The organism is Vibrio sp. B1FLJ16 (assembly GCF_905175385.1).
GTDB lineage: Bacteria > Pseudomonadota > Gammaproteobacteria > Enterobacterales > Vibrionaceae > Vibrio.
Genome location: NZ_HG992750.1, coordinates 656,529 through 683,392, shown reverse-complemented (window position 1 = coordinate 683,392; position 26,864 = coordinate 656,529). Strand labels below are relative to the sequence as shown.

General features: G+C 45.1%; 16 protein-coding genes, 1 tRNA gene and 3 pseudogenes. 7 read left to right on the top strand and 13 right to left on the bottom strand.

Annotated elements, in window-relative coordinates; genetic code table 11:
* Window positions 1–147: 147 nt before the first annotated feature.
* Entirely contained in the window at window positions 148–2,151 is a 2,004-nt protein-coding gene (gene rnb, locus KHN79_RS17125; RefSeq protein WP_182010065.1) for an exoribonuclease II, read from the top strand.
* A gap of 76 nt (window positions 2,152–2,227) precedes the next feature.
* On the opposite strand, the gene KHN79_RS17120 is transcribed toward rnb, so the two are convergent.
* Window positions 2,228–2,581 (bottom strand): DUF3024 domain-containing protein, encoded by a 354-nt coding sequence (locus tag KHN79_RS17120; RefSeq protein ID WP_182010066.1) that lies wholly within the window; start codon window positions 2,579–2,581, stop codon window positions 2,228–2,230.
* A 211-nt stretch (window positions 2,582–2,792) separates the two neighbouring features.
* On the opposite strand from KHN79_RS17120, the gene KHN79_RS17115 reads away from it, so the two are divergent.
* Window positions 2,793–3,620 (top strand): phosphate ABC transporter substrate-binding protein, encoded by an 828-nt coding sequence (locus KHN79_RS17115; RefSeq protein WP_182010067.1) that lies wholly within the window; start codon window positions 2,793–2,795, stop codon window positions 3,618–3,620.
* A gap of 63 nt (window positions 3,621–3,683) precedes the next feature.
* Here the strand turns inward: KHN79_RS17115 and KHN79_RS17110 are convergent, their stop codons facing one another.
* Window positions 3,684–4,364, bottom strand: a complete 681-nt coding sequence (locus KHN79_RS17110; RefSeq protein ID WP_182010068.1) for a MaoC family dehydratase — start codon at window positions 4,362–4,364, stop codon at window positions 3,684–3,686.
* 327 nt (window positions 4,365–4,691) lie between these two features.
* On the opposite strand from KHN79_RS17110, the gene KHN79_RS17105 reads away from it, so the two are divergent.
* The 3 genes from KHN79_RS17105 to KHN79_RS17095 all read left to right on the top strand — a co-directional run bounded on the left by KHN79_RS17105 (window position 4,692) and on the right by KHN79_RS17095 (window position 7,401).
* Window positions 4,692–4,782 (top strand) — tRNA-Ser (locus KHN79_RS17105).
* Between the two features lie 80 nt (window positions 4,783–4,862).
* Window positions 4,863–6,119: a tyrosine-type recombinase/integrase gene (locus KHN79_RS17100; protein WP_182010069.1), complete on the top strand. Its 1,257-nt coding sequence runs from the start codon at window positions 4,863–4,865 to the stop codon at window positions 6,117–6,119.
* A gap of 121 nt (window positions 6,120–6,240) precedes the next feature.
* The gene (locus KHN79_RS17095) at window positions 6,241–7,401 is read left to right on the top strand and encodes a site-specific integrase (RefSeq protein WP_182010070.1); all 1,161 of its coding nucleotides are present in this window, start codon (window positions 6,241–6,243) and stop codon (window positions 7,399–7,401) included.
* Window positions 7,402–7,432: 31 nt separating this feature from the next.
* Here the strand turns inward: KHN79_RS17095 and KHN79_RS17090 are convergent, their stop codons facing one another.
* From KHN79_RS17090 to KHN79_RS17075, 4 genes and pseudogenes are all read right to left on the bottom strand, one after another.
* Window positions 7,433–7,735 carry a hypothetical protein gene (locus KHN79_RS17090; protein WP_182010071.1) on the bottom strand — a complete coding sequence of 101 codons (303 nt, stop codon included), beginning with the start codon at window positions 7,733–7,735 and terminating at the stop codon, window positions 7,433–7,435.
* A gap of 3 nt (window positions 7,736–7,738) precedes the next feature.
* Window positions 7,739–8,752 carry an integrase domain-containing protein gene (locus KHN79_RS17085; RefSeq protein WP_182010072.1) on the bottom strand — a complete coding sequence of 338 codons (1,014 nt, stop codon included), beginning with the start codon at window positions 8,750–8,752 and terminating at the stop codon, window positions 7,739–7,741.
* 692 nt (window positions 8,753–9,444) lie between these two features.
* Window positions 9,445–9,621, bottom strand: a complete 177-nt coding sequence (locus KHN79_RS17080) for a hypothetical protein (protein WP_182010073.1) — start codon at window positions 9,619–9,621, stop codon at window positions 9,445–9,447.
* 56 nt (window positions 9,622–9,677) lie between these two features.
* Window positions 9,678–9,920 (bottom strand): annotated as a pseudogene (locus tag KHN79_RS17075) (transposase); the annotation flags it as partial.
* Between the two features lie 73 nt (window positions 9,921–9,993).
* Here KHN79_RS17075 and KHN79_RS17070 point away from each other — a divergent pair.
* Window positions 9,994–10,185, top strand: a pseudogene (locus KHN79_RS17070) (transposase domain-containing protein); the annotation flags it as partial.
* An 88-nt stretch (window positions 10,186–10,273) separates the two neighbouring features.
* Here the strand turns inward: KHN79_RS17070 and KHN79_RS17065 are convergent.
* The 6 genes from KHN79_RS17065 to KHN79_RS17040 form a co-directional block, all read right to left on the bottom strand.
* Window positions 10,274–10,942: a hypothetical protein gene (locus KHN79_RS17065; RefSeq protein ID WP_182010074.1), complete on the bottom strand. Its 669-nt coding sequence runs from the start codon at window positions 10,940–10,942 to the stop codon at window positions 10,274–10,276.
* 64 nt (window positions 10,943–11,006) lie between these two features.
* Window positions 11,007–14,081, bottom strand: a complete 3,075-nt coding sequence (locus KHN79_RS17060; protein ID WP_182010075.1) for a hypothetical protein — start codon at window positions 14,079–14,081, stop codon at window positions 11,007–11,009.
* The gene (locus tag KHN79_RS17055) at window positions 14,009–17,521 is read right to left on the bottom strand and encodes a hypothetical protein (protein ID WP_182010076.1); all 3,513 of its coding nucleotides are present in this window, start codon (window positions 17,519–17,521) and stop codon (window positions 14,009–14,011) included. Before KHN79_RS17055 ends, KHN79_RS17060 begins: the two co-directional genes overlap by 73 nt.
* Window positions 17,522–17,532: 11 nt before the next feature.
* Window positions 17,533–23,295, bottom strand: a complete 5,763-nt coding sequence (locus KHN79_RS17050) for a hypothetical protein (RefSeq protein ID WP_182010077.1) — start codon at window positions 23,293–23,295, stop codon at window positions 17,533–17,535.
* Window positions 23,296–23,326: 31 nt separating this feature from the next.
* Window positions 23,327–24,625, bottom strand: a complete 1,299-nt coding sequence (locus KHN79_RS17045) for a hypothetical protein (RefSeq protein WP_182010078.1) — start codon at window positions 24,623–24,625, stop codon at window positions 23,327–23,329.
* Between the two features lie 264 nt (window positions 24,626–24,889).
* Window positions 24,890–25,276, bottom strand: coding sequence for a hypothetical protein (locus KHN79_RS17040; protein ID WP_244812772.1), 387 nt, complete (start codon window positions 25,274–25,276; stop codon window positions 24,890–24,892).
* A gap of 36 nt (window positions 25,277–25,312) precedes the next feature.
* Here KHN79_RS17040 and KHN79_RS17035 point away from each other — a divergent pair.
* A pseudogene (locus KHN79_RS17035) lies at window positions 25,313–25,581 on the top strand (transposase); the annotation flags it as partial.
* A 222-nt stretch (window positions 25,582–25,803) separates the two neighbouring features.
* Here KHN79_RS17035 and KHN79_RS17030 read toward each other — a convergent pair.
* On the bottom strand, window positions 25,804–26,835 hold the full coding sequence (locus KHN79_RS17030; RefSeq protein ID WP_182010079.1) for an IS110 family transposase: 1,032 nt from the start codon (window positions 26,833–26,835) through the stop codon (window positions 25,804–25,806).
* Window positions 26,836–26,864: the final 29 nt, after the last annotated feature.

The following is a 26,864-nucleotide window of genomic DNA, read 5'->3' as shown; positions in this document are numbered from 1 at the left end:
GTAACATGTGGCGCAGTAACTCTTTCGGTAAATTTATTGCGACCATCGAGCAACTTAATACTTTCACTCACATTAAGAGGATGGATATTAGGTAGTCTTTAGGTGAACCAATAAATTTATTTAAAAACAATCAGATAGAAAATCAAGATGTTTCAAGACAACCCGCTATTAGCCCAGCTTAAGCAGCAAATCCAAGAGAACCTGCCTAAAAAAGAAGGTTCAATCAAAGCAACAGATAAAGGCTTTGGTTTCCTTGAAGTAGACAGTAAAACCAGTTTCTTCATTCCGCCAGCGTACATGAAAAAGTGCATACATGGTGACAAAGTCGTTGCCATTATCCGTACGGAGAATGAAAGAGAAGTTGCAGAACCTCAAGAACTGATAGAACAGTCTCTTACCCGCTTTATTGGCCGGGTAAAAATGTTCAAAGGAAAGCTGAATGTTGTTCCTGATCACCCTCAGTTAAAAAAGCTGTCGCTGAAAGCAAAACTGAAGAAAGGCCTGAAGCCCGATAACTTCAATGAAGGTGACTGGGTAGTTGCTCATCTTGTTCGTCACCCATTAAAGGGTGATAACGGTTTCTTCGTAGAAATCTCAGAAAAAATTACCGATGCCAATGATAAAATCGCACCTTGGTGGGTAACGCTGGCACAAAACGATCTGCCTAATTCAGAACCTGCAGGCATCGAGAACTGGGAATTAAAAGACGACGCAGACCTAGAGCGCCTGGACATGACCCACGTACCTTTCGTGACTATCGATGGTGAATCAACCAAAGATATGGACGATGCGCTGCACGCGAAAAAAACAGAGTCTGGTGATTTCGAACTGACGATTGCTATTGCAGATCCAACTGCGTACATCACACCAGAAGACGAAATGGATAAAGTTGCGCGTGAGCGTGGTTACACCATCTACCTACCTGGTCGCAACATTCCAATGCTACCTCGTGATCTAGCAGACGACCTGTGCTCATTAATCGAAGGGGAAGTCCGCCCTGCTCTTTGCTGTACAGTAACAGTTAACAAAGACGGTGTGATTGGTGACGATATTCAGTTCTTCGCAGCAAATATCAAATCTCACTCTCGCCTGGCATACGACAACGTATCTGACTGGCTGGAGCATGGCAGTTCAGACGCATGGCAACCATCAGAGGAAATCGCAACGATTGTTCGCGATCTTTATGAATTCTCTATTGCTCGTGCTGACTGGCGCGAAAAGAATGCTGTAGTGTTCCCTGATCGTCCGGATTACCGCTTCGAACTGAGTGAGGACAACGACGTTATCGCGATCCACGCAGACTTGCGTCGTAGCGCAAACCGCCTTGTAGAAGAGTCTATGATCACAGCTAACATCTGTGCTGGTCGTACTCTACGCGCTAAATTTGAAACTGGTGTGTTCAATACTCACTCCGGTCTGAAAACAGAGAAAATTGAAGACGCAGTTCAGTTGGTTGACGCAGAAGGCGTCCTTGGTTTTACAGCAGATTCGATTGCGACACTGGAAGGCTTTGCCGCATTGCGTCGCTGGCTGTCTACCCAAGAGAGCTCTTACCTGGATAACCGCCTGCGCAAATTCCAGGCGTACAGTGAAGTGGGTAACCAACCTCTTCCACACTACGCAATGGGCTTAGACATCTACGCGACCTGGACATCACCTATTCGTAAATACGGCGACATGATTAACCACCGTATGCTAAAAGCCGTTATTCTCGACAAAGAACCTGTTCAGAAACCGGATGATCAGGTTGGTGAAGAGCTGGCATTGCATCGTAAGCACCACAAAATTGCTGAACGTAATGTGTCAGATTGGCTATATGCTCGCACTCTTGCCGATGAGCCTGGCAAGCAGACTCGTTACACAGGTGAAATTTTCGATATCAATCGTGCAGGTGCACGTGTTCGTCTGCTTGAGAATGGCGCGGCAGCCTTTATTCCTGGCTCGCTCATTGTTGATAATAAAGAACGTATCGAGTGTAACGGTGAAAACGGTACGATCTCTATCGACCAAGAGGTTATGTACAAACTTGGCGACACACTTGAAGTGGTTCTGGCTGATGTTAATCAAGAAAACCGTAGCCTTGTTGCAAAGCCAACTCAGGTATTCGCAGAGCCGCCAAAAGCGCAAGCAGAGCAAACGGTTAGTGAATAAAGCTGAAGACACTATATAAAAATTCAAAAGGCGCTCCGAAGAGCGCCTTTTTTATTCAAGTAAACCCGTAAACGATTTACTCCCAGAAACAATCCTGCGGATCGCTGTCTAGCTCAGCTAACAGCACATCAAGTGACTGACAGTACGGTAGCGTAGCGTACGGTATCCACTTCAAATCCCCTGTTCGGTAACTCGGAATGTAAAAGCGCCAGAGTTGTGTCTGTGCATCGAACAAAATTTTAGCTACCGGAGACGTATATTCACTGTGCTGGGAATCTAACAAGAAATGAGCACGATGAAGCTCCACCCCATTTTCTATTGCTTCATAAAGACATTTACCCTGCTCTACAGGCAAGTTAGCGTTACGTGCAGAACATAGCGCGTGAACTAACTTGTATAAACGACTGGTCGCCATTTGGGATACGGACATGAACAATCTCCTGACAGGTAGTTCTTAGTATATACCCAAGTGCCCCTAAAAGCGGGGAGCGTCAATCGCAATTTCTCATTCAATGATCTAAAGTCATTCCGCTCAAACCATTACAACAAACTTTTCCATTATTAAAGCATTCCCGGTTCACAAAAGTGTAACCTGAACGAAATAGTATAGGCGCTGCTTTATCCCGTATATGGAGTTTAATATGTTTCGTTTTACTGTGGCGACTCTGCTAGCCATGGCCATTTCTCTTCCTTCAGCGATGGCAAAAGAAGTACACATCTCAGGTTCGACTTCCGTTGCTCGCGTAATGGACGTCCTGGCTGAAAAATATAATCAGACCCATCCAGATGATTACATTGCTGTCCAAGGCATAGGTTCGAGCGCTGGCATCACCATGGTGAACAAAGGCGTTGTTGAGATTGGAATGAGCTCCCGCTACCTGACAGAAATCGAAAAGGGTGAAGATCTTAATGTTATTCCAATCGCTTACGATGGCATCGCGATTGTTGTAAACCGTGCAAACTCAGTAGAGAACCTATCTCAGCAGCAAATATTTGATATTTATAAAGGTAAAATCAAAAACTGGAAAGAAGTTGGCGGAGCCGACCAACCTATTGCGGTTGTCACACGAGAAGCGTCGTCAGGATCACGTTACAGCTTTGAAAGCTTAATGGGCCTCACCAAAATCATCAATGACCGTTTGGTTTCCGATATCAGCCCCAATAATCTAGTCGTAAACAGCAATAGCATGGTAAAAACAATCATAAACCATAACTCCCGTGCGATTGGTTTTATCTCAGTAGGTTCAGTTGACCACTCAGTAAAACCTATCCAGTTGGGCGGCATTGAGCCGACATCAGAGAACATAGCGAACCACAAGTACGTACTGGCGCGACCTTTCTTAATTCTGTACAAAGTGGATTCATTAGGACAGGCAGGGAAAGGTTTCATCGCATTTTTGAAATCAGATGAAGGTCAAAAAGCGGTTGCAGAATATGGCTACACACCTGTGAAGAAATTCAATCAGTAGTGACTGCAACAAAAAAGAGAGCATAAAAATGCTCTCTTTTTCATTTAGTCAATTAAACGTCGTTTAGAAATGCAGTTGAATAACTGAGACAACAATCGCACCCGGACGGCGCACACCTTCAATTTCCACTTTGATTTCACGCTCAATCTCAAGACCTTTCTTGATTGGCGTTACTTTTGACAATGTACTCACAGCGCGAACGTTATTACCCGATTTTACCGGATACGGAAAACGTACCTGGTTTAACCCCAGATTTACGACCAGCTTGGCTGTCGGGAAAAGCGATTTCTCTTCATCAACTGAGTCAGTCAGCTTTGGTAACAATGCTAGGGTCAAGAAGCCATGAGCAATAGTCGTCTTAAACGGAGACTCTGCGGAAGCACGTTCTGGATCAGTATGAATCCATTGCATATCTTCAGTGATCGCACCAAATTGATTAATACGCTCTTGCGATACATGTAACCAATCACCGACATGAATCACTTCACCAATTTGCTGTTTTAATTCTGCATAAAGCTTTTGGGCTTCAGGTGCCATGACGATTGGCGCTGGCTGAGGGGAAACCTCTTCATTGACCGCTGGCAATTGGTGTTCGCGAACTTTCGAGAACAGAAAACTATGTTGAGCTTTATCCAGAAAGTCACTCCAGTAGTCGCGTGGCGATGGAGACATCCAATTTTTAAACTCAGCTTGATGAGCAGAGATCGCATCAACTTTGTCTTTAAATAGATTAGTGACCTTCATAAATTTCCTTACTAGTTTAAGCACAACTGGCTATACCAGATATTTTGAATCAGTTCACAAACTGATGCAATCACTTTCGGGCGAACACCTGTATCCTCAAAGCATAAAAAACCTTACCTTTCATAATAATAGCAATAAAACACCATTTTATTTATTTGTTCTAGAGTGAAGTAAACACTCTACAAAGTGTGACTTTGAGCGTCTATTTTGTTCTGTTTAATTTATCAGCAGAATGGAAATTGTGATTACTAAACAAGCAATCAGTTCTTTTTCGTTAGTTCAACGCTTTACAAGCTTAGCGCTACTCACTATTATACGACCCGCAACGGAGAGATGGCTGAGTGGTTGAAAGCACCGGTCTTGAAAACCGGCATACGTTAATAGCGTATCTAGGGTTCAAATCCCTATCTCTCCGCCACATTTAAGCCGCTGATTTATCAGCGGCTTTTTTCATTTCTGACCCACTTGAATGGCTTACTGAGTCAATAAGGTGAGTCAATGTATCTGTATAAAAATCACTACTCTGTCTACTATGGTCGTGTCTGCGCTCCCAAACGCTTGGTTGCACTCGGCTTCCCATTCGATTTTAAGTTCAGTCTTGAAACGAAAGAGCGAGCTATCGCGGTTCGACGCAGTCAACCTATCATCAGCGCGATACTCCAGTCCCTAGATAATTTCCATCCAGATAGGGATTGCGTTAAGGAAATACGTGCGAAAGTCGTTTTGTCGATCCAGTCTTTAAAACGGCGATTTTGTCCCTCCGGGATCAAACTTGAATCGACAAAGCCGGACGCCCCCTCTTCAAGACAATGCGATAATAAGGTTGATAGAGCCTGGCAACAGGCGTTTATCGAGAGCAAGAACAACGCTCAAATCTCAAACCTTAGCGTTCATCAACTCGACCAGCGTACACGGTATTTTCTGGACTACTTGGAAACGCACCACCTAACCCTCTCTTCCATCACTGGCGCTGACGTCGTTAAGTTTTCTGACCACTTGCAAGCCAGAGACCAAAGTGCAAAGACCAAGAAGGACTACTGGCACGCCGCAAAACAATTTGCCAAATGGTTGACCATGACAGACCACTTAACTAAAAACCCATTCGATGGGGTCACCGTATCGTTTCGAACGCATCAGTTTGCCTCTGAGGAGCGTCCTAGATGGTCCCGTAAACAGATTGAGCAACTGCTTTCGAGTAGGGCCTTTCAGCACACGTCTGAGTCCTTTCAATGGACGACATTACTGCTTATCTATATGGGGCTTCGCCCCTCAGAATCTTGCCAACTTCGTGTCAAAGACATTGCAAGCGAGGGTTCCTCAGCCACCCTCACCATTACGGATCAACACCCAGAGCAGAAAATCAAAAACAAACATGCCCTTCGCAGTCTCCCTATTCATCAAACTCTTATAGACATGGGTTTTCTTGACTATGTGGCTCGTCGCACGGTGTTGAACAGAGGCACTTTGTTTGACTGGAAGCCTGTCGGTAAAGATTTAGATTGGTCAAAGGGGTATCGGGTCCAGTTCGGCCGGTTACAAACTACAATTGGGATGCCGGCAAAGTCGCGACCCACCGCGTATGGATTTCGGCACACCTTCATTGATGCGTTAAAACAACGGAATGTACCTGAACATGAAGTCGCAGAAGTGGTGGGACATGTTCACCCTAATATGACTTATGGTCGCTATGGTAAACGGCTTTCACAGCAAAGACTTAACGAGGTTATCTCTGAGTTTAAAGTCGATATTCTCTGACATAGGCAAATTAAAAAATAGGTTTCTCCAAAAAAATAGCACAACACATTTTCGAGTTTTTTTGTCTTGTCATTCCCCTCTCTAGAAGCCAGGCGCCGCCTGTGTGATAGGGAGATGAACAATGGAACTGGGGCAATATAAAACTCTGTTAGAGAAGAAAAACAACGCGACCTATCAAGAGTCAACCGCAAAAGGTTACAACAGTAGCCTGAACAAAATTTGTGCGGACATAGAAGAGAACTTTGATTTCAATAAGTTGAGTCATTGCAACCTGATAGAGTTGATTCTGGATTGGCAAAGTCAGTTTTCAAATGCCACTATCAACAATCGTCTGATCATGCTTAGGGAGTTATGTGATATTGCACACAAGAATGGCTTATGGTCACTAAACCCCTGCGAAGGCATCAAAAGTTTGTCTCGTGACCAAATTATAGAGAAGAAGCCTTTCACAAAAGATGAACTTCGAAAAATGGAGAACACATCGACGTTGCAGTATTCCGCCAAACGCTTGGTATTTTTTGCGGCTTATACCGGAATACGGATGGAAGAAGCGGTGGTACTCGCCTGGAGCGATGTGAGTTGGGAGGATGGTACTATCAGTATTAACCGGGCCCGGGCTTTAGACTATTGTTATCCGCCTAAAACGAAGCAATCAAAGCGCGTCATCCCTTTAACTGACGAGGCTCTAGAATTATTAAAAGAACAGTTTTCCCTCACCGGTCATGGTCCGCAGCACACGATAAAAATGAAAGACAAAAGCGTTAATTCAATGACAAACGTTGCTATCGAACCCATTTTTATTGACGATTTAACCGGCAACATGTTTAAGAACAGCAAAGACTTCTCTCAACGTTTTTTCACAAAATTTCTGCAGGATGCAGACGTTGAACACCGAGGCCCTTCGCAACTGCGCCATACTTTTGCTTCTCACGCATTCTCTCACGGTGTGCCTGTCGCTTTGATTGCTCGTATGATGGGGCATGCCGATACCAAAACCACAGAGGCGCATTACGCTCAATACCTGCCATGCAATGGGAAGGAAGATATGGTACGCCTTGGGGACGCCTTAACTTTCAAGTCGAATGCTGCCGAAGCCAAGCTATCACTACGTCAAAGATTTTCGACTGTTCCCCAGCAGGTGATTAAGACTGTCCTCTCTGTTTTTCGCTCAGCTTCCAAACCCAAAACTCAACGTTCCCGTCCTCCATTGCTCTGGAACAAGAGAAAAGTCGTTGACCACTTCACACAGAACGGTCCGCTCCATAAAGTCCCTGTTTCTTAATAGCAGCTATGGGTAAGGTATAGCTCATGACTTACTGCTTTATCCGTTTGGGTATCGGTACTCTCACTTTCAAGTTCGCGGTTTCGAAGAACAGCTTCAAAATGGCGTATTTTTCTCTGCGAACTTGCTCTCCTTCCTCTTTGGTTCGCTCCCAATAACCAATAAGTTGTCGACGTCCAACGCGATTTAACTGCTCTGCGACGTTAGGCTCATGGTGAAAGATATCTTCAAATATCATCAATAGGCGTTTCACCTGTTTTTTACGATAAGGAATACCGCGTTTGTGATACGGCGCCATAATCGTCAGGATTTGTTTTCTGGTATGTGTATTCATGACTTAGCCCAAATACGCATTGGTGATGCCCATGCGATGATGACCGAGCAATTCAGACAGTCTCAAACGAGCCTCTCTGTCGCGCTGTCTGGCCTCGGGTTCGCTAATGTTCAATGTGGTGGCTATATACTGATAATGCGCTTTACCGTGCGCTATGCTAGCTTGTACCGGACAACGAACGCCCACCAGCTCAAAATAATACTGACAAGCAAAATGTTTGCGCTCACCATGGCTCCGGTATGCATCATCAGCGGCTTTGGTTTGTCGCCAGGCATCACTTTGAAAAGCTTTCAACGACTGATGTACTGGGATAAGCGAATGCTGTTGATGTGACTGCTGATAGGTCGCCACTTGCACCAGCAATTGATGTTTTGCTTCTGTGATTTCAGGTAACGCACGTGGCTGTCCACCTTTGGTTCCACGCACTAACATGGGCTGTAGCCCTTTATTCAGCTCTTCCAGCGCCCTTGTCGCATCGAATAACGAGGCTTCTCGAAATCGAAAGCCAAAGGCGCGCTGCAACTGCATGACAAAACCGACTTCAGGGTTCACCTGCGTAAGCGCTTTACTATGAATTGCCTCTTTCATTGCTTCATCGATAGTAGCAATACCGGATTTTGGTAAAAAATCCAAATCACGAGTTGCTTTCACGACACAAGCTTCATCACCTCTGGCTTGTGCCAAAGCGCGATTGACGTGAGAAAGGTAATCGCGAGCCGTCACATGAGAGAGTAATTCTTTATCTGCGCTGTTTTTCAGAAATTCGCCAAAGTACCATACGTGTTGTTTCTCTATATCGTTTAACCGTTTGATAGACTTATTCGTTTTAATGAAATCGATAAACAACTTGAGAGCGGGCAATCTCGCTCTGTGGGTATTCGTGACGATGCCACCTTGGTTTTCAAAGCTGGCATTGATAAGAGCTTTAACCATGTCTCTCGACCCTAAGTTAAAGTTAGGCTTGGTAAAATCTCTTGGTGTGTGGATGAGATGACCCACGTAATTTTTCTTGCTCATTTCGCCCTCCAGTCATGAGGAGAACTAAGACAAAAATAACAAAGCGGAATTGTGTTGCGGATCTATTCAGGTGGGACACCCGACAGGCCGTAAGTGCCGAAAGACAATAGCGTTGATTGACATGCCCTTTTTCAGGCATTGATAGATAAGTAGTTATTAGTAAAGGGGGATCAATCCCTTTTGATTAATATGCCCTTCTTTAAGGCGAGACTTCCTTAATATATTGGTATTGGGACTAGCGTTTAATCTTGACCTCACCGTTGGCATCATTGTTTGTGGAATTCTTTCTAGTATTTCTTGAGTTTCTAATCAGAAAATGGATATACAAGCCCATTCCTGTTAACCCAAGACAGAGCATCGAAAGCCACAGAATAAAAAAAAGTTCAGGTGTGATTATAATCGGGCCGAGAACGTAATTCATGCATTACCCCTAGTCATAGGTTTCTGCTGTATAGTTTAATACAAATGACAGCCCGGCCATTGAGCATACGAAGCCGACGAACATTACAACCTTTGTTAGCATGCGTATTGGTAAGCCACAGCAGCAGAGTCCTCAGCATGGCTTATACAGGTTACTCTTCTGCCTCTAAAAGTGCTAATAAAAAGGATACCCGCAGTCTCCTGGTGATTATCATTCGAACAACATGTGTTGAAGCTATCGCTCATGGCAGGTTTCAGGTTTAGAGTGGCGTTTATGAATCCGTGTGGCGATTTGCTCGCTTACGTGCATGTCGTGCACCCCAGCCTCCGATCCAGAGAATGAACCCCATCACTAGGCAGCTGAAGATTATAGAACCTAGCCAGAACCAGATTAGATCGTCTCCGGTTAGACCCATTGATGCAAAAAAGGCATCCATTTTCTCTAACATCACCCATCACCTCTCTTACTGAATTATAGCGCTAGGATCAGGTACAGATGATGATGCTTAAAAAACGAATTGATGAATCCTCGCAAACCTCTCAACGGCATTGAAAATACCCGCTTAACCATGAGGGCTGTTGTAATCGCTAGATCACTAAACAAACGAGGTCTTCCCCGTTTGCCTTGCTTCATTTGTTTCCATAACCGAATAGCCTCTTCATCAATCCAAAATGTGAGTGAACCGCGATTGATTAAAGCTTGGTTATAGTGTTTCCAGTTGGTTGTTTTGTAGCGAGGTTTGGCCATTAGTCTAAGTATTTTAACGAACTTAGCTAATCAGTTCGTAGGCTGATGATTTAGTTCCCTGACTTAGGAAACAAAGTCATGGTTGTTCGCAGATAGTTCACAAGGGGCAAAAGCCAGTGCTGTCTGCTACAGCATAGTGGAAAATGCGAAGCTGAATGGGCTGGAGCCTCATAAATACCTTCACACACTCTTGACTAAACTACCGTATGCCGAAACAGTAGAGCAGATCGAGTCCCTTCTGCCATGGAATATCACCGAAGCCTAAAAGGCTTGAAGACTCTGGTCAATAATGCCAGGTACTAACCGCTTACCTTGTGACTCATACATTTTCTTACTTTTTTATAATTTATCCATTAACCACACGCACCATCGATCTCATTCTTTATCTGCATAATTTTTGCTATATCACTAGATACCGATCGTTCAGATAAATTTTCTAAAGCACTGACGAATATGTCTACATTATTTTGATATTCACTTTCATCGAGGAAATAGTCCGCTAACGATTCACCCAATCCAATTAAACCAATACCAATACCCGCTGCCGTCGCAGCCACTGATACCACAGGAGAACTCACCACAGCAGCCACGGTAAGAACGGGAAGCAAAAGAATACTGGCCGTGTTGATATCGCCAGTTAATCCACCGCTTACCGCGGTTTCTACAAAGGTTGTACCCCTATTAAGTAAAATATCTGCACTTTGTTTTTCAACGGCGGTAAGCCCTGCACGCGTGTTCATCCATGAGCCTGCGGCTACGCCACCAATCGACAACGCTAGACCAACACCATTAGCGGCGATCTTTCGTTTATTGGCCGCGTTTGCTTTATTCCACTCCTGCCTAATAGTCGCTATATGTGCATTAAACTTCTCTTTTGCGAGTTGGATGCGTCTTTCTCTGCCAGCATCATATTCACGTATCGCCGCATCATATTCCATCAAAAGTCGCGTATCTCTATACTCTGCGGCTTGTTGACATGTAATCACACCAACACCAGGTATTACTGCGAAGTTACTCATCACTATAGTTCCTTATTCAAATAAAATTCATGCACATCGAGATCTTAAATCTCAATGTCAATGTCACTTAAACTTCACCATCTTGCCAAACGACCGGCCAATTGATTTCCATCAGCGGAACTTCCTGTTCATCGTACCAAGTGACGACAATATTCGGCATGTCCGTGCGGATGAGTTCTTTACGTAACCTGCTGGTCAGTTGCGCCATACCTTCTTCAGTGGAGGGAAGGCGCGAATTGGTAGCGCTTCGTAGATTCTGCTTAATGATGAGGTCATGACGCTCATGGATTTTTTCGTCCGAATCCTTACCTTCGATAGTCCAGCTCGGATGTTGGTCGTCAATCATCATTCCCACAACACCATCAATAGTGATGCTATGGCGGATCAATTTGTCGGTATTCCAGTAAGGACGCTTTTTACACTCATCATCGGTGAATTGCTGTGTTAAAACGTTATGCAACATCGGACCAAAGTCTTTCGTACCTTTATGCATAGCAGACCATTCTGTGGCAGCTTTTTGCGGGTCATCCGAAATCACTTTAAGTGCACGTATTGGTTCAGCGAAGTCAAGCACCTTATCTTCACTATAGATGATGAAGTAAGATGGATAGATCGCCCAATCCGAGTTGGGTGAAGTCATAACGAAGTCCGGATTGATGTCTGGATCGATATCACCATCGACATCAACATCGTTTCTTAAAACGCGCACTCTGCATCGAGTATGACGCCATGGGTCATCTAGCACGGTAACACGAAGAACGATTCGGCCGTAGTCATTTTCTTGATCCTCACCATCCTTCGAGTACATACGAAACGCATCGACTGCGACGACGGAACCGAGGGCGCTCACCTTGCCTGATTCGCCGTCTGTTTTGAGTCCTTTTACATGTAGGTTGCTCTCCTGACCGTCGATCTTACGGCGCATTGTATAACGTGCTTCAACGCGTTGATCTACTTTAGAGTTAATTGAGTTATTTTTCTGTCGTTTGTTCGGCCGGAGGATAGATACGCGATGCTCCTTCGAGGGGATATTATCTTTTAATACTTTATCTAACTTTCCAGGCTCTAGGGCCCAAGCCTCGATCTCATCCAATGCATCTTTCAATGAGATTGTATAGGTTTCGTTTTCGGCTTCCTTTACTTTGCCCTGCTCATTTAACGTCTGTTGGTGAACGAACCTGTTACGAAGTCCCTTCCCACCCTTAAAAGAAGCCTGCTCTTTACTTTCTTCACCATCGAAAGCTTTTTCACGAGAATCAACTTCGATAACATAGGTATCGTTCAAGAAGCCGTCGTACATATCGGCTGAACCACCCGACTGACGCGTTTCCTCATCACCATCAATGATGAAAGTGAAGTGCGTGAGGTAACTATCTGCATGATACCAACCGTCACTCGGCGAACCTTCACCAGGGTGATGTTTAGGATCAAACTCAGCCACAGCAAAGCTGTCTTCCATATGTTTCAATTCCACATTGCCTTCAATGTGTGGCTTCTTCGCTTCAAATTCATACTTTTCTGCATCGTCCGGGTGCGGTCGCCCATCTACCAGCAATTCTTTAATCCGTTCTTTGAACCGAACATGCGTATCTTTTCCTTCGACATTTTCTGGTGGAAATTCAGAGAACCAGGGATTAGGTGTACGATCATTGTCGTCAACAATTTCATCGAGATCAGGCTCCAATACTTGTGGAGTTTCTGGCGCATCCCGAGATGGCAGTACATATTTCTTAACTAATTGACCACTAGGATCATTCTTCTTCTTGTATCGCCATTCGGGATTGTAGTGAACAACATCCACTTCAACGCTTCGCGGTTCGAATGGCTTAGCCGCTTCAGCTTCGTAGTCGGTTGGATAGGTATCCTTAATTTCGATTAAACTTTCCGCAGTTCTTCCATAGGCACCGCCGCGGGCTGTCATGCGATTATTTTGATCATACGTAGCTTCTGCTATCTCAAAATCATTGTCATAACGTTTGTCATCAAGGATCTCTAAGAAGAAACGGTTAGCTTTCACCCCTGTATCAATGTTGCCAGGCCTTCCAAGAAAGTGTGGAAAAGTCAGTGGTCGCAACTGGTTAGACCTTGTTTCATCTGTCGGTCCACCAGGCAACGCACCGTTAACGATACGGTCTTTACGCACTTTCTTGTGGATCATTAAGCTATAAAGCCTTTCCGAAAAAGACTCTTTATCGAACACACCAACACCGAGTGCCTTAGCCCAATTGAACAATGACAGATCGCGTTTCAGCGCACCTTTAATGGCATCAGTAATGCTCCTGTTGCCATCACTGTTCATAAGCTCATTGACTTGATCATCGACTTTCTTAAATAGCGCCCGCGCCTCTTCTGATTGTGGTTTGTCTTCACCCAACAGACCTTCTCTGTCATCAACGCGCGCAACAAAATCACTAACCAGTTTATTCGCCAACCTATCTCGAATTGTTTCTGCACGGAATTTAAGTTCAAGATATTTTTCGGCCTGTAAATCTGATACATCAATACCAAAACGCTCAAGACGATGGCCGGCAGCAATATCCGATAACAGTTCAATTAGGAACCGAAGAAATTCTGAAGTCGTTTGCGCATCGATGAAGTGTGGATGTTTAGCTACGGGAAGGAATCCGAACAGCACATAGTAGAGTTCAACAGTTTTCTCGACTCGCGATCGCATTCCACTTGGGAAATCAGCAAGGTCAACTATTTCACCGAATAGACGCCGACGACGAGTTGCGGGAAGATCTTCTTCCAGCGCCGATTTATCACCTGACGAGGTCGGGATACCCGAAGGATCTTCTTCCTCAATATCGAACGGTGTACTACGCACCCAATGGAAAGATTTGTGAAGTTGCGAAGCGCCTTCGGCATACATTGTACGACCAGCGGCGGCGAGATATTTTTGGGTCGCCATTACTGCTGAATTTTTCAGATCTTCACGGAAGGCTTCATCTTGATCGGCGTCATCGATACGCGGCAGCTTATCTGACTCGTTCGCATCCTGCTTTAACAAGACCGCGAGTGTGCCGGTTGTCAGTTCGGGCGACACCATATGTTTTGGGCGGCGAATGATCATGCCCAAACGAAGTAGGTTCGTCGACTGAGAAATCGATGTATTACCCGCATCATCATGTGTCCAAACCATGGGTTTCCCGGGCCCAGACTTATATTGATATTCTCGAATGCAGGGTGATTTTTGTCATCGATTGCCTTTTCCAATTTTGCACGGAATCCGTTTGAACCACCGAATGAATCACTAAGCAGATCTGTCCAAGGTGTCACTTTGCTGGGTGGCACATCAAAAGTTCCCCGATCCCGTAATAACAGGTTACCAACAATATCGGGGAATTCGCGTTCCATCTCAGGGAACCTAAATGCATCGGCGCGTGGCACATTTTTATTGTTATCAAAATTCCACCGTTCAAGCACTAATCTAAGTGCACCGGCATCAACATCTGTATCAGGATTGATGCCGGTAGCCGCGCGGTGAATATCCATCAAGGCATCATACAACTCACGCAACTGTGCGGGTCGTTTACCTGGCAGTACCTTTTCATCGGTGACTGGATCCTTCGTAACATTTTCGTAGGCGGCCAATGCTTCTTTGGCATATTCGCGGTTAAGTCGAAGAACCACACGTTCATTCGTGCCGTCATCGTTGATTACATGGGTAAAGACAATGGCTGGACTGACAGGTTTAGGCTCCTTAACATCGTCCTTGATCTCGGTTTCTTGGCGATTCACCACACCTGCTATATGACGAATATCATCTGAAAGTGGTAAATCGATATTCAGGCTGTCGAGCCAAACTCGATAGCTATAACCGTTTTCGATATGCCCGTTAAGTTGCCATTGCTGGCCGGCTTTTAGGCGAACCAGATAACGGCCAACCTCGGTTGTATCTTCATGATTCGAATAAGTATCATGATCTTCTTCATTACCGACTATCTCTTCTGAGAACTGATGAGGTATCCAATAACTGAAGTGTGGATTGCCGGATGACCATTCAGAATACTCATGAACTTGAAGATGATCTTTTGTATCAGTATCAGTACGCAATGGTAGCGGCAACAGCGCCGAGGGATAAGTCAGTGAGATGGCCGGTGTATTATGGTCGTTAGGATCCTCAAGGTAGAGACGCAACTTATTGAAGTTAGCAAAATCATCGAAGATTCCGTCTGCATTCTCATTCGGGTTATTATCGAGATCGCCGTCTTCATCCGGCGTCTGCGGATGTGGATTAAGTGTAAGGTTGAAGCGTTCATGAATACGCTCGGCTGACAAACTGAGCTTTGTTGTGAAGACCGAATTCGGATGAAACGTTAAACCTTCTTTGTCGAAATCCGCTTGCCTTAAAACTTCTAGCACATTGAATGCCGAGCTGCGCCCGACACCCATTACGAGATCAAGCGTAAAGACCGTTGTTTCGTTTGGATTTTTAGCCTCGGGAATATTACCTAACAAGGTTCCAAGCTGCTTGGCCTCATCTGTTTGCCTATCGACAATGCGGAAGAAAGTCTGCCCATTGGCATCGGTGCCGTAATAAGAACCCGTACCATTAAGATCTATAAAGCTCGACTTCGTAAGTTTATAGTCCTTAGGTACAGCAACGGTTTGTCCATCGCTTTCAAACTGGGATACCCAAAGCTCAGTTGGTAGAGACGTTGCGCCACTAATTGCGGATAAAAGACGAGCATGGAATACAGCATGGTCATCTCTATGAAGCTGGTTCGCTAGATTGAATTCGTAGATGGCTTTAGCATTGCCGTTTAGCCCAACCATGCCAATGCGACGTACTTGTACTTTGAAGGATACAGAAGGCCGGTATTTGTGACCCTGGTCTTTTTTAGACTCAAGGATGTATTCACCATTTGTAAAAAGTGATTTGGGTTCGAGCAAACGACGCGGTGGGCTTTCGATGCGAAACGCATTGTCCTTTCTAGGTTTATCCGAGCTGCGTTCGTGGAATGCTGGTGGGAACGAAACACGACGCTTGGTTTCTAGTGCATCGAGAAGCGATGTCGGTATACGAACGATCTGTTTACCTTTCGGAGATTTCAAACTGGCGGAAGTATCGCCAGCGACACCTTTGGGTACATAAGAGATTATGCCGTCTGGGTTTCGTTTGTCGCGTTCAAGTTTCGCTGAAAAGCTAAGATCATTTTGCGATGCGTACTGGAGTTCTGTCATCAATGTCTTGAAGCCTTGAGCAACTTTTTTGGTTGCCTCATCATCAACATCACCGCTCAACTTTTTCAGTGATTCCCCTCCAACCTTAACGCTTTCAACTTCTATATCCTCAAGACCGAACTTGTGATCAAGCGGACCGATTCGAAACACTTGTCCGAGCAATGATTGAGCGTTGGTAGTGCACCATCCATCACCATTATCGGGACGCAGAATCATTAAATCTTTGTTGTTGGGTCCAGCTGATATTGCATCTGGTTTTGGCCAGCGCAGACGTTCTCCGTATGCAAATAAATCGGTGACGCCCTGTTGCAGGTTTTTAAGCACCTCGGCAACCACCTCGGGCTGACCTATATCGCTTGCGCGTTTGTAGTTGAGGCCAAATTCGCGACCAAGAAATTCTGCATAAGTGTCACCGCCATCGCCCAATGCATCACCAAACACCTGTTTAAACAGTTCCGATTGTTTAGCCGGATCGTCTTGCAGTTTTGTATAGTGTTTCTCAAGCTTTTCAAGCTGTTCACGTGAATAAACAGGTTTTGGAGGCGTGTACTTATGCGGACCGATCGCTTGACTATCTTCCCGCGGTAGCCGACGAAGCAGATGCACGATTTCCCATCCCTTGAATGGATCGCCATTACGCAATACTTGAGCGACCGTATCAACCTTGACACCGGGAACAAGCGACATGATGGTCTGTTCCACATCGGAACGATCACCTTCCGGTTTGCCGAGAATGTCTTGCAAGATAAGTCCTGCCCAATCAAGAATTTCTTTGCCTTGAGCCGTGGTGATCACGTCGGCTGCAGAATTGATGTCACCACCTTCAACAGGGACGGCACCCATTTTGGTTATCGGTATCTCTATGAAGTTTTGTGCTGCAAAGCGAAACCAGTCTTTCGTTGACAATTTGAATGGCGCGACGGCTTCGCCGATAGTATGTGTCCGGTCATAGACCACTGGAGGACGGTTGGCTTGTGTCAATTTCATCTTAAGCGAAAGTGCGGTATGGCGTGGAAATGGCACTGGAATGCGCTCAAGAACCACATTTGAGTCGTTTTCACTCTCAGGGATACTCTTATATATAGAGTTAATCGTTTCCCGATCGGCGGTCACATAATGAACATCGGTACTTTCATCACCATCTAGCCAATTTTTGAGATATTCCTCGAAAGTCAAAAAAGACTCCGTACCGGGTACCGGTACTGGGCGGCCATCCGGTGTATTTTTAACTGCACGGAGAATATAGGCATTGGCGATAACATAAACATACGGATTTTCGTGCGCATAACTTTCTCGATCACCTCGCTCACGAACACCCGATTGATCCACCGAATAGATACCTGCATGGTAGAAGTCAAAAGATACGAAGATTGGTTTTGAATTCTGCTCTGTCATTCTTTATATACCTAGTTAAGGAGCACTTGCCCGTTGACTGGAACGCTATAACTCCCGCTCACACTAAAAGTCCATTTGAACGGCCCTTTGCCTACACGCACCGATGCGGAGTAACGAGCACTAAGATTGGCCTGATAGGTCAGTGCTGAAACACCACCTGGAATGTAAATGACGGCTACTGCAACTGAAGCTTGTAACGAAGCGCGTATCCGAGCCGAAAGAACCCAGACATCAATACCGCCGTCGACATACGCCAGGATACCGAGAACACCGACAACTTCCATCCTGCGGATCCGCCCTTTGAAAGGATTTGGTAAATTGGTGTTGTCTTCCATTTCATAGGCGAACTCGAGCGTGCCCTGTAAAACGCCGAAAATACCAATACCCGCGTTGATCCAGATAATCGATGATGAGTACCCAAAGTAATAACCAGCGTAGAATCCCATTCCGGCAGAAATAGCTAACGCCCGTTCCCCAGAAGGCAAAATCGCAGTGGTTTTTTCGAAGAAATAACCCATTTTTGCTTCGTAAGTACCAACCGGAATCGAGAATGTCCTGAACCAGTCATAGTCACCTTGCGTCGACCACGGGAAACCCACATCAAGTAGGAAGTCAAGATTCACTCCCCATTCAATAGCGAACTCACCTGACTTAAGCACGCCCAGAAAATCCAGAGCAGGAATTCGGAAATTGGTGCGAAAACGATCTTGACCCGGTGTCGGTCCAGGGATATAAGCCATGATTAACCGGCGCTGACCAACGGCTTCTTCCAACCAGTCCGCAGCCAATGAGATACCATAATAGTGTTGGTCATGAAGGATGAAACTGCAGGTATCGAGTAAGCCACTACCGATTTTGAACGCAGCGCCCGTCAACCATGACTCTTCATTGGTTAACTGTGCTTTTATTTTACCCCTATTACCAGCACTAGGCAGTCTATCCTTCGGCTCGACAAGTTCTTCGATAATATTCGTCGTATTATCATCACCGATCGGTGTCCACATTAAATAGTTTAGAACCTTAGGATCGAGCGCAAGATTGTGCGCGAGGATCAGCCACTTAATGCCGATAAAGTTATCGGCGCTAGCAGAAGAAAGGAAACCGAGTGCACCCTTGGTAGTGCGCGTGCGGTTGTCACCGGGTTCACCTTGTATGAGCAAAAATTGCAGAATATCGTCATCGCTAAGAGGATTCCAACCGAACAGCTTGATACGGACATTCTCTGCCATTACGGCAGAAACCGGATCATTGAAATCTTTTGGTTTATTGACATCACTCAGCGCATTGTATTGAGCAAAACGAAAATCCTCGATCTCGAGAGACAGTAAGCGGAACAAATCAATCTTGATATATTCTGCCGCCGCTCTTGAAATACCGATGACTGGGCGAGGTGGGGACAATTCTTTGCCCTCGCAATCCTTGTAGCGATAGAAGCCCAGCACCGCATCAAACACCAATCCCTTAGCATCGACGGCACCGAGTGCCGGCAATTCACCAAAATCGATGCGGCATTTGATATGTGGAAAGTCGACCTCCAAACCCTCTTCGAATTCAAAAGGATTGGGTAAGTTACCGAGCCATATATGACCACAAAGCAGTGCTTTGAATGCAGAAGTATCGAAGCTTGGAACATCGGGTAGATTCTTGAAACGAAAGTATCCGAGTCCATACGGTTTCAACTCTAGCCCCCCCAAGTTAAGTGCCCTTGGTTTTGGCAAATTGATATTAACGGACGGGAATTCAAAATCCAGAAGGCGTGGTACACCAATATCCAGAACGCCGCCTTCCCCTAACGATGGAAGAACGATACGAAAGTCTTTTAGCTTTGCGATTAGTCCGTCGTAATCTATCTGGTTGAATATGAAATCACCAAACTTGACATTATTATCAAATTTAAGATCGGCATCGATTTCGAGTGCCATCTTACCTTTAGAGCGAGCGACGCGAATCGAGTGCATAACAAGGCTCTTGAGGAAAAGTACGTTAAGCTCGAACTCTTCGGGTTTTTCAAACCAGGCACCGAACTCGAACGAACGAGGTTCGTCGGTTTTGTTTTCTTTCTTTGGTGGCAAAGTTCCTCGGACGACAACAGACTTGAACTTTGCATTACTGTTTGCAGGTTCAACATCTCTCGCCGTGGTACCGAAGAGATCCTTAGCATCGAGTTTGAACGCAATCTCACCGGACTCCAGTTGGGTCCGTTTAATCATCGCTTCGAACTTGGTCAGGGTTAGGTGAACATCACGCCGTGGTTTTTCCTTCTTGCTTATATCATCGGGATTACTCACTTCTGATTGCTTAAGGATGTAGGCGTAAACGTCAAGCTCTGAAAAGGCTTCGAGTTCTGTACCACCGGCAATCCGTCCACCGCCTACTGCTACGTACTGCGCAGTAATCATTGAAAACCCGACGAGATCGCTGAGGTCTTTGTCTTCTGCTAAGTCGGCAGTCGGTCTGATAAACAAAACACCTCGCCAACTCGGTACGAGAATGTCAGGGTGTAATTGTTTGACTAGCACCTTCACCGGATCTTTCACCTGTTCCGGCTTTGCAGGATCGACAATGATGCCGAGTGGATTGGGTCGGTTCGGTGCAACATACGAATTGTGAATCTCTTTTAAAATAGTTGCTAACGTTCGATTACCGCCGAGCTTAACGATGATGGTAGTTTCGGTATCCGGAAAAAAACGCCAGCCCTTTAGCTTATCTGTTTGCTTGTCTCTAATTGTCTTCGCGAGATCGAAGTTGTGGTTCCAGAGACGAAAATCCTCTTCCTCAATTTGCGCCGTTTTAAAACGCTTAGTCATGAATAAGTAGTCAGGCTTTTGAGTCAGAAGATCACCAAGTGATTTGATGGCTAGGAACTTTGTATGGATCCGTTCTGCGAAGAGGTATACATCCGCAATACGCTCGATCAGTTCTTCCTCGTTCTCACCGATGTAACGCTCGCGTAGCTCATTAAGTCGCTGCCAAGCAACTTTTTCAAGATCGTCTTTTACAGCGTTTCGCCATGCATTGATCACGGCATCGCGTTTGGCGGGATCCTCAATAATTTCCTTATAAGACTTCACGGTATCTGCGATAGTCTTTATGCCGTTATAGACTTCAACCGCCTTACCGGCAGCCGCTTGGTATTCAACGAGTGTTTCATAAACTTGATCGGTCAGCTTATTGCCATATTGTGACCAAAGTCGATCGAGTTCAGCTTCAGCACCTTTCTTTACTTGTTGTGACCAGTAATTAACGATGGCGTCGAAGCGCTCTTCAATACCCTGTTTAAGAAGTCCCGGGATCGCTTCGAGCTGTTTGTTGACGTTGTTATTCCATGTCCTCGGAAATCGTACGATCTCTTCTTTAATGATCTTAAGGTGCTGTTTGAGCTTTTGCACATCAGTAACTAAAAGACGCACCGCCGATCGGTAGAGCGCTTGATCCGCAGGGCGCCACAGATATTCAAGGATGATCTCTGCCTCGTCGTTAGTGAGCGAGGGAATGGTCCTGTTGGTCCACCATTGTTTGAGCTCAGCTTCTGTAACTGTAAGTAACTGTGTTTCTATCTTCTGCATCGTTACGTCGAGACCTGCAGGCCATCTTTGTTGACGAGCCAATTCGCGCAGCGATTGAGCTGCTTGATCGAACTTGTATTCGAGGACAGGATCGTCTGCTTTAGGCAATGGCGACGAAAGGAACAAGCGCAATGCTACATAAGCCTTTTCAACTTCCGGCAGTTCATTTTTAAGTTTGCCTTTTCCGTTCAGGTACTCAATGTAAACTTTGCCACCATTCCAAATGGCTTCAAAGCGCTCGAACAAATCGCTGAAGTTCTTGTTGGGAGCTTTAAGTGGATCGGTGAATGTCTTGACGATCTCATTGTCTTTTTCACCAGTACCGCCGAACAAAAATGTGCTCATCTTTTTTAGATCTGAAGCTATCTGATTATCAGTAAAAAGATCAGCATTGGTGACGGCTTCAGCACCGACAGCCCTCGGCTGCTGAACAGGAATTAACGTGACACCTGTACGGCCCGTATCGTGTGGTGACAGTGCCTTCAACGGTGGTACATCAATAACATCATGGAATCGCTGGGTTTCAGGCGCCCCAATGCGGGTGCCAGAACGATGGCGTTGATCATCCATTTTGTCCTGACTGAACAAACCGCCGGTATATTGTTGACCAACTTCCCCCGCTACCCAAGCATCGCCTTCTGTTTTGATGAATTGCTGTTGTCGGCCTCGACCTGTCATATTGGCCAGCGCGTAGTTGGTATCGATGGCGGGAAGTAAAGGATCGCCAGCAACAACCGGGCTCGCTGTCCTGCGACCAACCCGCTCGTGCTCCTTACCGTCCTTTCTTGTAACGTCGCGCTCTTCGAGCTGGCTGACCAGTGTCCAGACACCACTGTCAGTCAACTTAACATTCGATTTAACAAAAATGGGCATATCCTGAGACGCACTATCATCAATGCGACTGAATTCGAGGCTACATGCAATACCATCATCACTTGGATTGGCATCGGATTTCGACCATTCAAGGAAAGTACCAAGAGCAATGCCGTGAATTTCCCACGGACCACGAAAAAGTTTCACCGAATGATCGTTTAGATTCATCCAAGAGGGTTTCTTCAAGCGATCATTCTTGCGATTCTTGCGACGCTTGCGCGAAACAGTCAGTGGATCGATCCGACGAAGTCGGCCTTCGATCGAAGCTGGCTCCCCGTCGCTACCGAACCTGCCGACAACAACAGCAGCATTGGTGAGTTCAAGATCCTCAGGATCTAGCCATTCCGCTATCTCGCATTTTAAACCTCTGCGAAATATGATGGGAATCCCCTTCTCGAACCGATAAGGATCATTTCCAACGAAAGCAAGTGGCAATCCGCTTTCGTCCATCAATCGTGGCATAACAACAGCCGGCTCATAATCACCCTTATCGGCACCTCGCCATGACAAGGTGGTATCCCATAACACACCATCGTGGGTAGACGATGTAACAAGTTGGCCATTCACCAAGGCGTACTGATACAGCAATTGATTATTGGTTTTAATTTTGCCGTCGATACCGGATAGTTTGGTGTCAAGAATATCCGCGTGTAACCAAAGTGCTCCATCTACCGCTGTTAAGTACGCTTCAATTTTTTTATCAGTCGCGATGGCTTTTATAAATGCGAGAGACTGTTCATGAACAAAGCCATCACCTAACTCTTCTTCCGTATCAAAAATGTGAGATACACTGACATTACCGGTTGTATTGTTAGTGGAATTATTAAGAAAGATAATCTTATGTTTGGTTGCGTCAGACCCAATGCTAAAACCTATATAAGCCTCATTGATCTCGCTTACCCAACTAATAAGACTAGCCTCGGTAGCAGAGCCAAACCCAGCATGACCTAAAGTCTGCTCTGCGATTTTATACTCGTCGTAGAAACCAACCCCGAGTTTAGACTCATGAGGCATTGCCTGAATAAGCAGTTCTAAATCGTTCCCTGATTGATTGAGATACGTTGGCAAAACTCTAACAGTTTGCGCAATAGGCAACGCATCACTATCAAAAGGAATAAGCTCGACCCACTCTTGCTTTATTCTGCAATTAAAGGTGGCTTTGAATGAGACGTATCCGAGAGGCACATCCCCTTCGAACCAGATCTGAATTTTATTGCTACCTGGTTTCAACCAGAGGCTTAATTCTCCGAGACCATTTTCAATTGGAGACGGTTCTGATTGTGTATCACTCTCGCTTACACTGAGTTCTTTTCCAAACAAATAAAGTGTCGCCATCAGTCCACCCCTTTTTATAAGATAAGCAGGATCAATCCATCAAGCAGCGCGCTCTAAGACTCGCTATATCCCCTTTTTCTGGTATACCTTCCCAAACAATCTGTTCAATGTCGGAAATATAGATTTTTGTTAGATCGTATCGGTGTATTGAGTTAACAGCGAAAATTGATAGCAGACCTTTTTTCTTTGGTCCTATCTGTGTCCCAACTTGGTAGGGTCGTTTGTCTTGTTCACTGTTATTCTTGATTCGGTTTTCGTTAAGTCGCTTAACTTCATAACCCGCCTTTTCGGAGTAATTGGCGACGGAAAAGGTTCTATCATTACGAAACGTAAACGCTCTAATTTTGGCGCCATCACCGCATATACCAGATGCTTCCACGTCATGCAGAGACCACGCACGCTCCGGCATTTGTTGCATTCTGAAATCGATTCCATTCACTTCCACAGATACTAAGTTCAAAAATGATTGGAAAGCAGGATGAAAGGGTGTCAAGTAGTATGCTTGGTTACGATCCTTCGCCTGTACCTTTTTGCCTGCCAAGGCAGAATATGGAGTACTCGCACTTTCCTTAAAGCCCAAGATATCAGCTGCTTTGTTTTCAAAATCGAAAGCCTTCTTAAAGCTCGTCACAGCACTATCATTTTCCTCTAGACTTCCGAGCAATTTACTCATATCGAAAGTTAAAGAAACAATGCTCTGGCGCATATACTCCATATCTTTAGCAGTTAATTCCCTAGCTTTGCCGTTGTCGGTGCAATCCTTAATTTTACCAACTAGGTCGACACGTCTTATTCGCATGGAATCGACAAATGCATTCCATAATGCTGCTTCATACTCGACCATATATTTTTGTATCCATTCACGTGACGGATTATCACCCAGCAGAGCATTCCGGTTTGTCGTAAGAGCATTAGCAAGGACTAATCGTTCGATATCATTAAGTACAGAGACTTCAAACCACTTTTTTTCTTCACCTTCTGGAGACTCTGGAACGAAAAATTTTCGTATCGGTAAACGCAGAATATTGTAACTTGGGGGGCTAATGTGATCCTTCGATTTGCTCCCTTGATCCATTCTGCCTGGTGACCAAATTGCCAGATGGATAACGTCACCGGGCTTTATCACCATCCCTGTTTTTTTTGGACTGGACGAACCCAATTGGTTCTCTGAAATCGTATCTTCTTTACACAATGGAGGAATCGGACCGCCCTCTTTGTCCGTCAACATCACCGTACGGTCAACTATGTAACGATCCGAAACAATTTTAGTATTGCATGCAGAGATACTTAGTGCGATTAGCGTATATAACAGAACACTTTTCTTACGCATACTTTTCCCCTTTGTAACATCGTAAGCATTGCAAACACTGATGAGCCCTTTAAGTGCAGTATGTTTACCTTTCTAAATTCCTGAATCGCCAATTGATTTTTATTCTGTTGTGGAAACACAATTCACATTGTTTAATCGATAGCGTAAACCAGTCCTTATACACATCTTTTTATTAGGTCTAAATAATTAAAAGCAATTAGACTCATATAGTCATAGTAGTGATTAATTCATTTAGCAACCACATTCTCCTCTTACTGTCCTTGGTTACCGTGTTAATACTCTCTTAACGGCTCTATCCAGAGTTTCTATCCACGCGGTTTTATACTCACTTTCAGTTCTATGAACCATTTCACCATCGACTTTTTTGGTTCTAGATGTATGCTTAATTTCTACCACTGCTGAACAATGAGCTTCGTTTGCTTTGGGATACCAACGAACGCCTTTCTCGGAACATGCTTTCATTACTTGAGCCAGTCCATCTTTACCATTTTCAGAAAAACCAAATAGTCTTGAGCCCAGACTGTGCCTGTCATTAATATCGCTGATATCAACCTCTATGATGACAAGAGGGGTTTGCCGGTAATAGAAATATGCACAGTGAAAGGTTCGAGCCTCCTGAGTGGGCTGATCCGCCCCAGCAATTTTGGACACCGAGTTAAGTGAGTACAATCACTAACGAGGTGAACAATGACAACTAACAAAACTAGAATCAAACATTCCCCTGAATTTAAGGTAGAAGCCCTTAAGCTAGCAGAGAAAGTGGGTGTAGCTGCGGCAGCGAGACAGCTCGGGTTGCACAGTTCTCAGATCTACGGGTGGCTGAAGAACTCGAAGAAAGACATCAGTACCAGTCAGCGTGAAAAAGATCTGGCCGCTGAAGTCGCCAAGCTTAAAAGGCAATTGGCTGAGCAAGCTGAAGAGCTAGATATCGTAAAAAAGGCCGCCACCTACTTCGTATATGGAATCCACGGGTTTTACAAGATAAAAATGTGCAGTGGATAAGATGCGGTCGTATATTCGGTTTCTTATTGAAGGAGCTACCTTCTAACCTTTGATGTGTGCGCACCTAACGTCCTTGTCGCGAAAGAAGCTTTTCATAGCATTGCGAAGTAGTCAGGGTCTCAGTAGGCTGGTCTAACCATTGAACATCATTATTTATAATCTGTTAATTCATATAGCTAAATAGATAATGGCTTGGGCTGATATTCCGTTTCATAGTGGAGCATTGCCCAAGCTGCCCTGACCGTCTTGTTTGCCAAGGCGATACAGGCTCTTTTGAACCCAACTCTATTGACTAACTTGATAAGCCATGCCTGATTTTGGTTATTTGGCGATTCGGGCAATCGGTAAATATATGCCATGGCACCAAGATATAGCATTGAACGGAGATCTTTGACAGCGCCAAACTTATCTATGCCCAGCATCGTCACTTTACCGCCTGAACTGTATTGTTTCGGTGTTAGCCCAACAAACGCTGAAGCTTGCCGCCTATTGGTAAATTGCGTTCCGTTACCTAAAGTAGCGTAGAGCATGGAAGCTGTTGTTTCACCGACACCTTCCAGTGCCATGAGCCTTTTACAAGGTTCTATCTGACGAGTTGTCGAGTTCATGGATTTCTGGAGCTTGCTCAGTTCATCTTTCAGGTTAAGGTATTGCTGCCATAGCATCGACAAGGTTGTGACTAAGCTTGCTGGCAGAACATCGCTTTCATAGAGTGTTGAAGTGACCAATGCAGCCAGCCCTTTAGTACCTTTTGCTTTGACGATACCGTACTCGTTAATGATGCCTCGGATGTGCAGCCCCAATGACACAATGGTTTTTGATAGAAACTGGCGATTTGCTTCAAGAGACATCAAGGTTTGTTGCTCCATTGATTTGGGCTTGCAGTATTTTATTCCTATCTGGAGCGCCGCATTAGCAATGGCAAGAGCATCATTGGCATCAGTTTTATGGCCATCAACATATGCCTTCACTTTTTTCGGATTGATTATCCGTACTTCGTGGCCGAAAGACTCAGCGTATCTGCCCCAGTAGTGGCAACTAGCGCAGCCTTCTAGAGCAACAAGAGATGGCTTAGATTTAGCGAGTAACTCCTTAAGTTTCTGCCTGCTTACTGCTTTATTGCTGAGCAGTTCTCCTTGGCGGCTAATATGGCAAACCTGTAACACGTTTTTTGATAAATCTATACCGATGACGTTCGTTCTTAGCATGATGACTCCTCGCTTTCATGTTCCTGCCT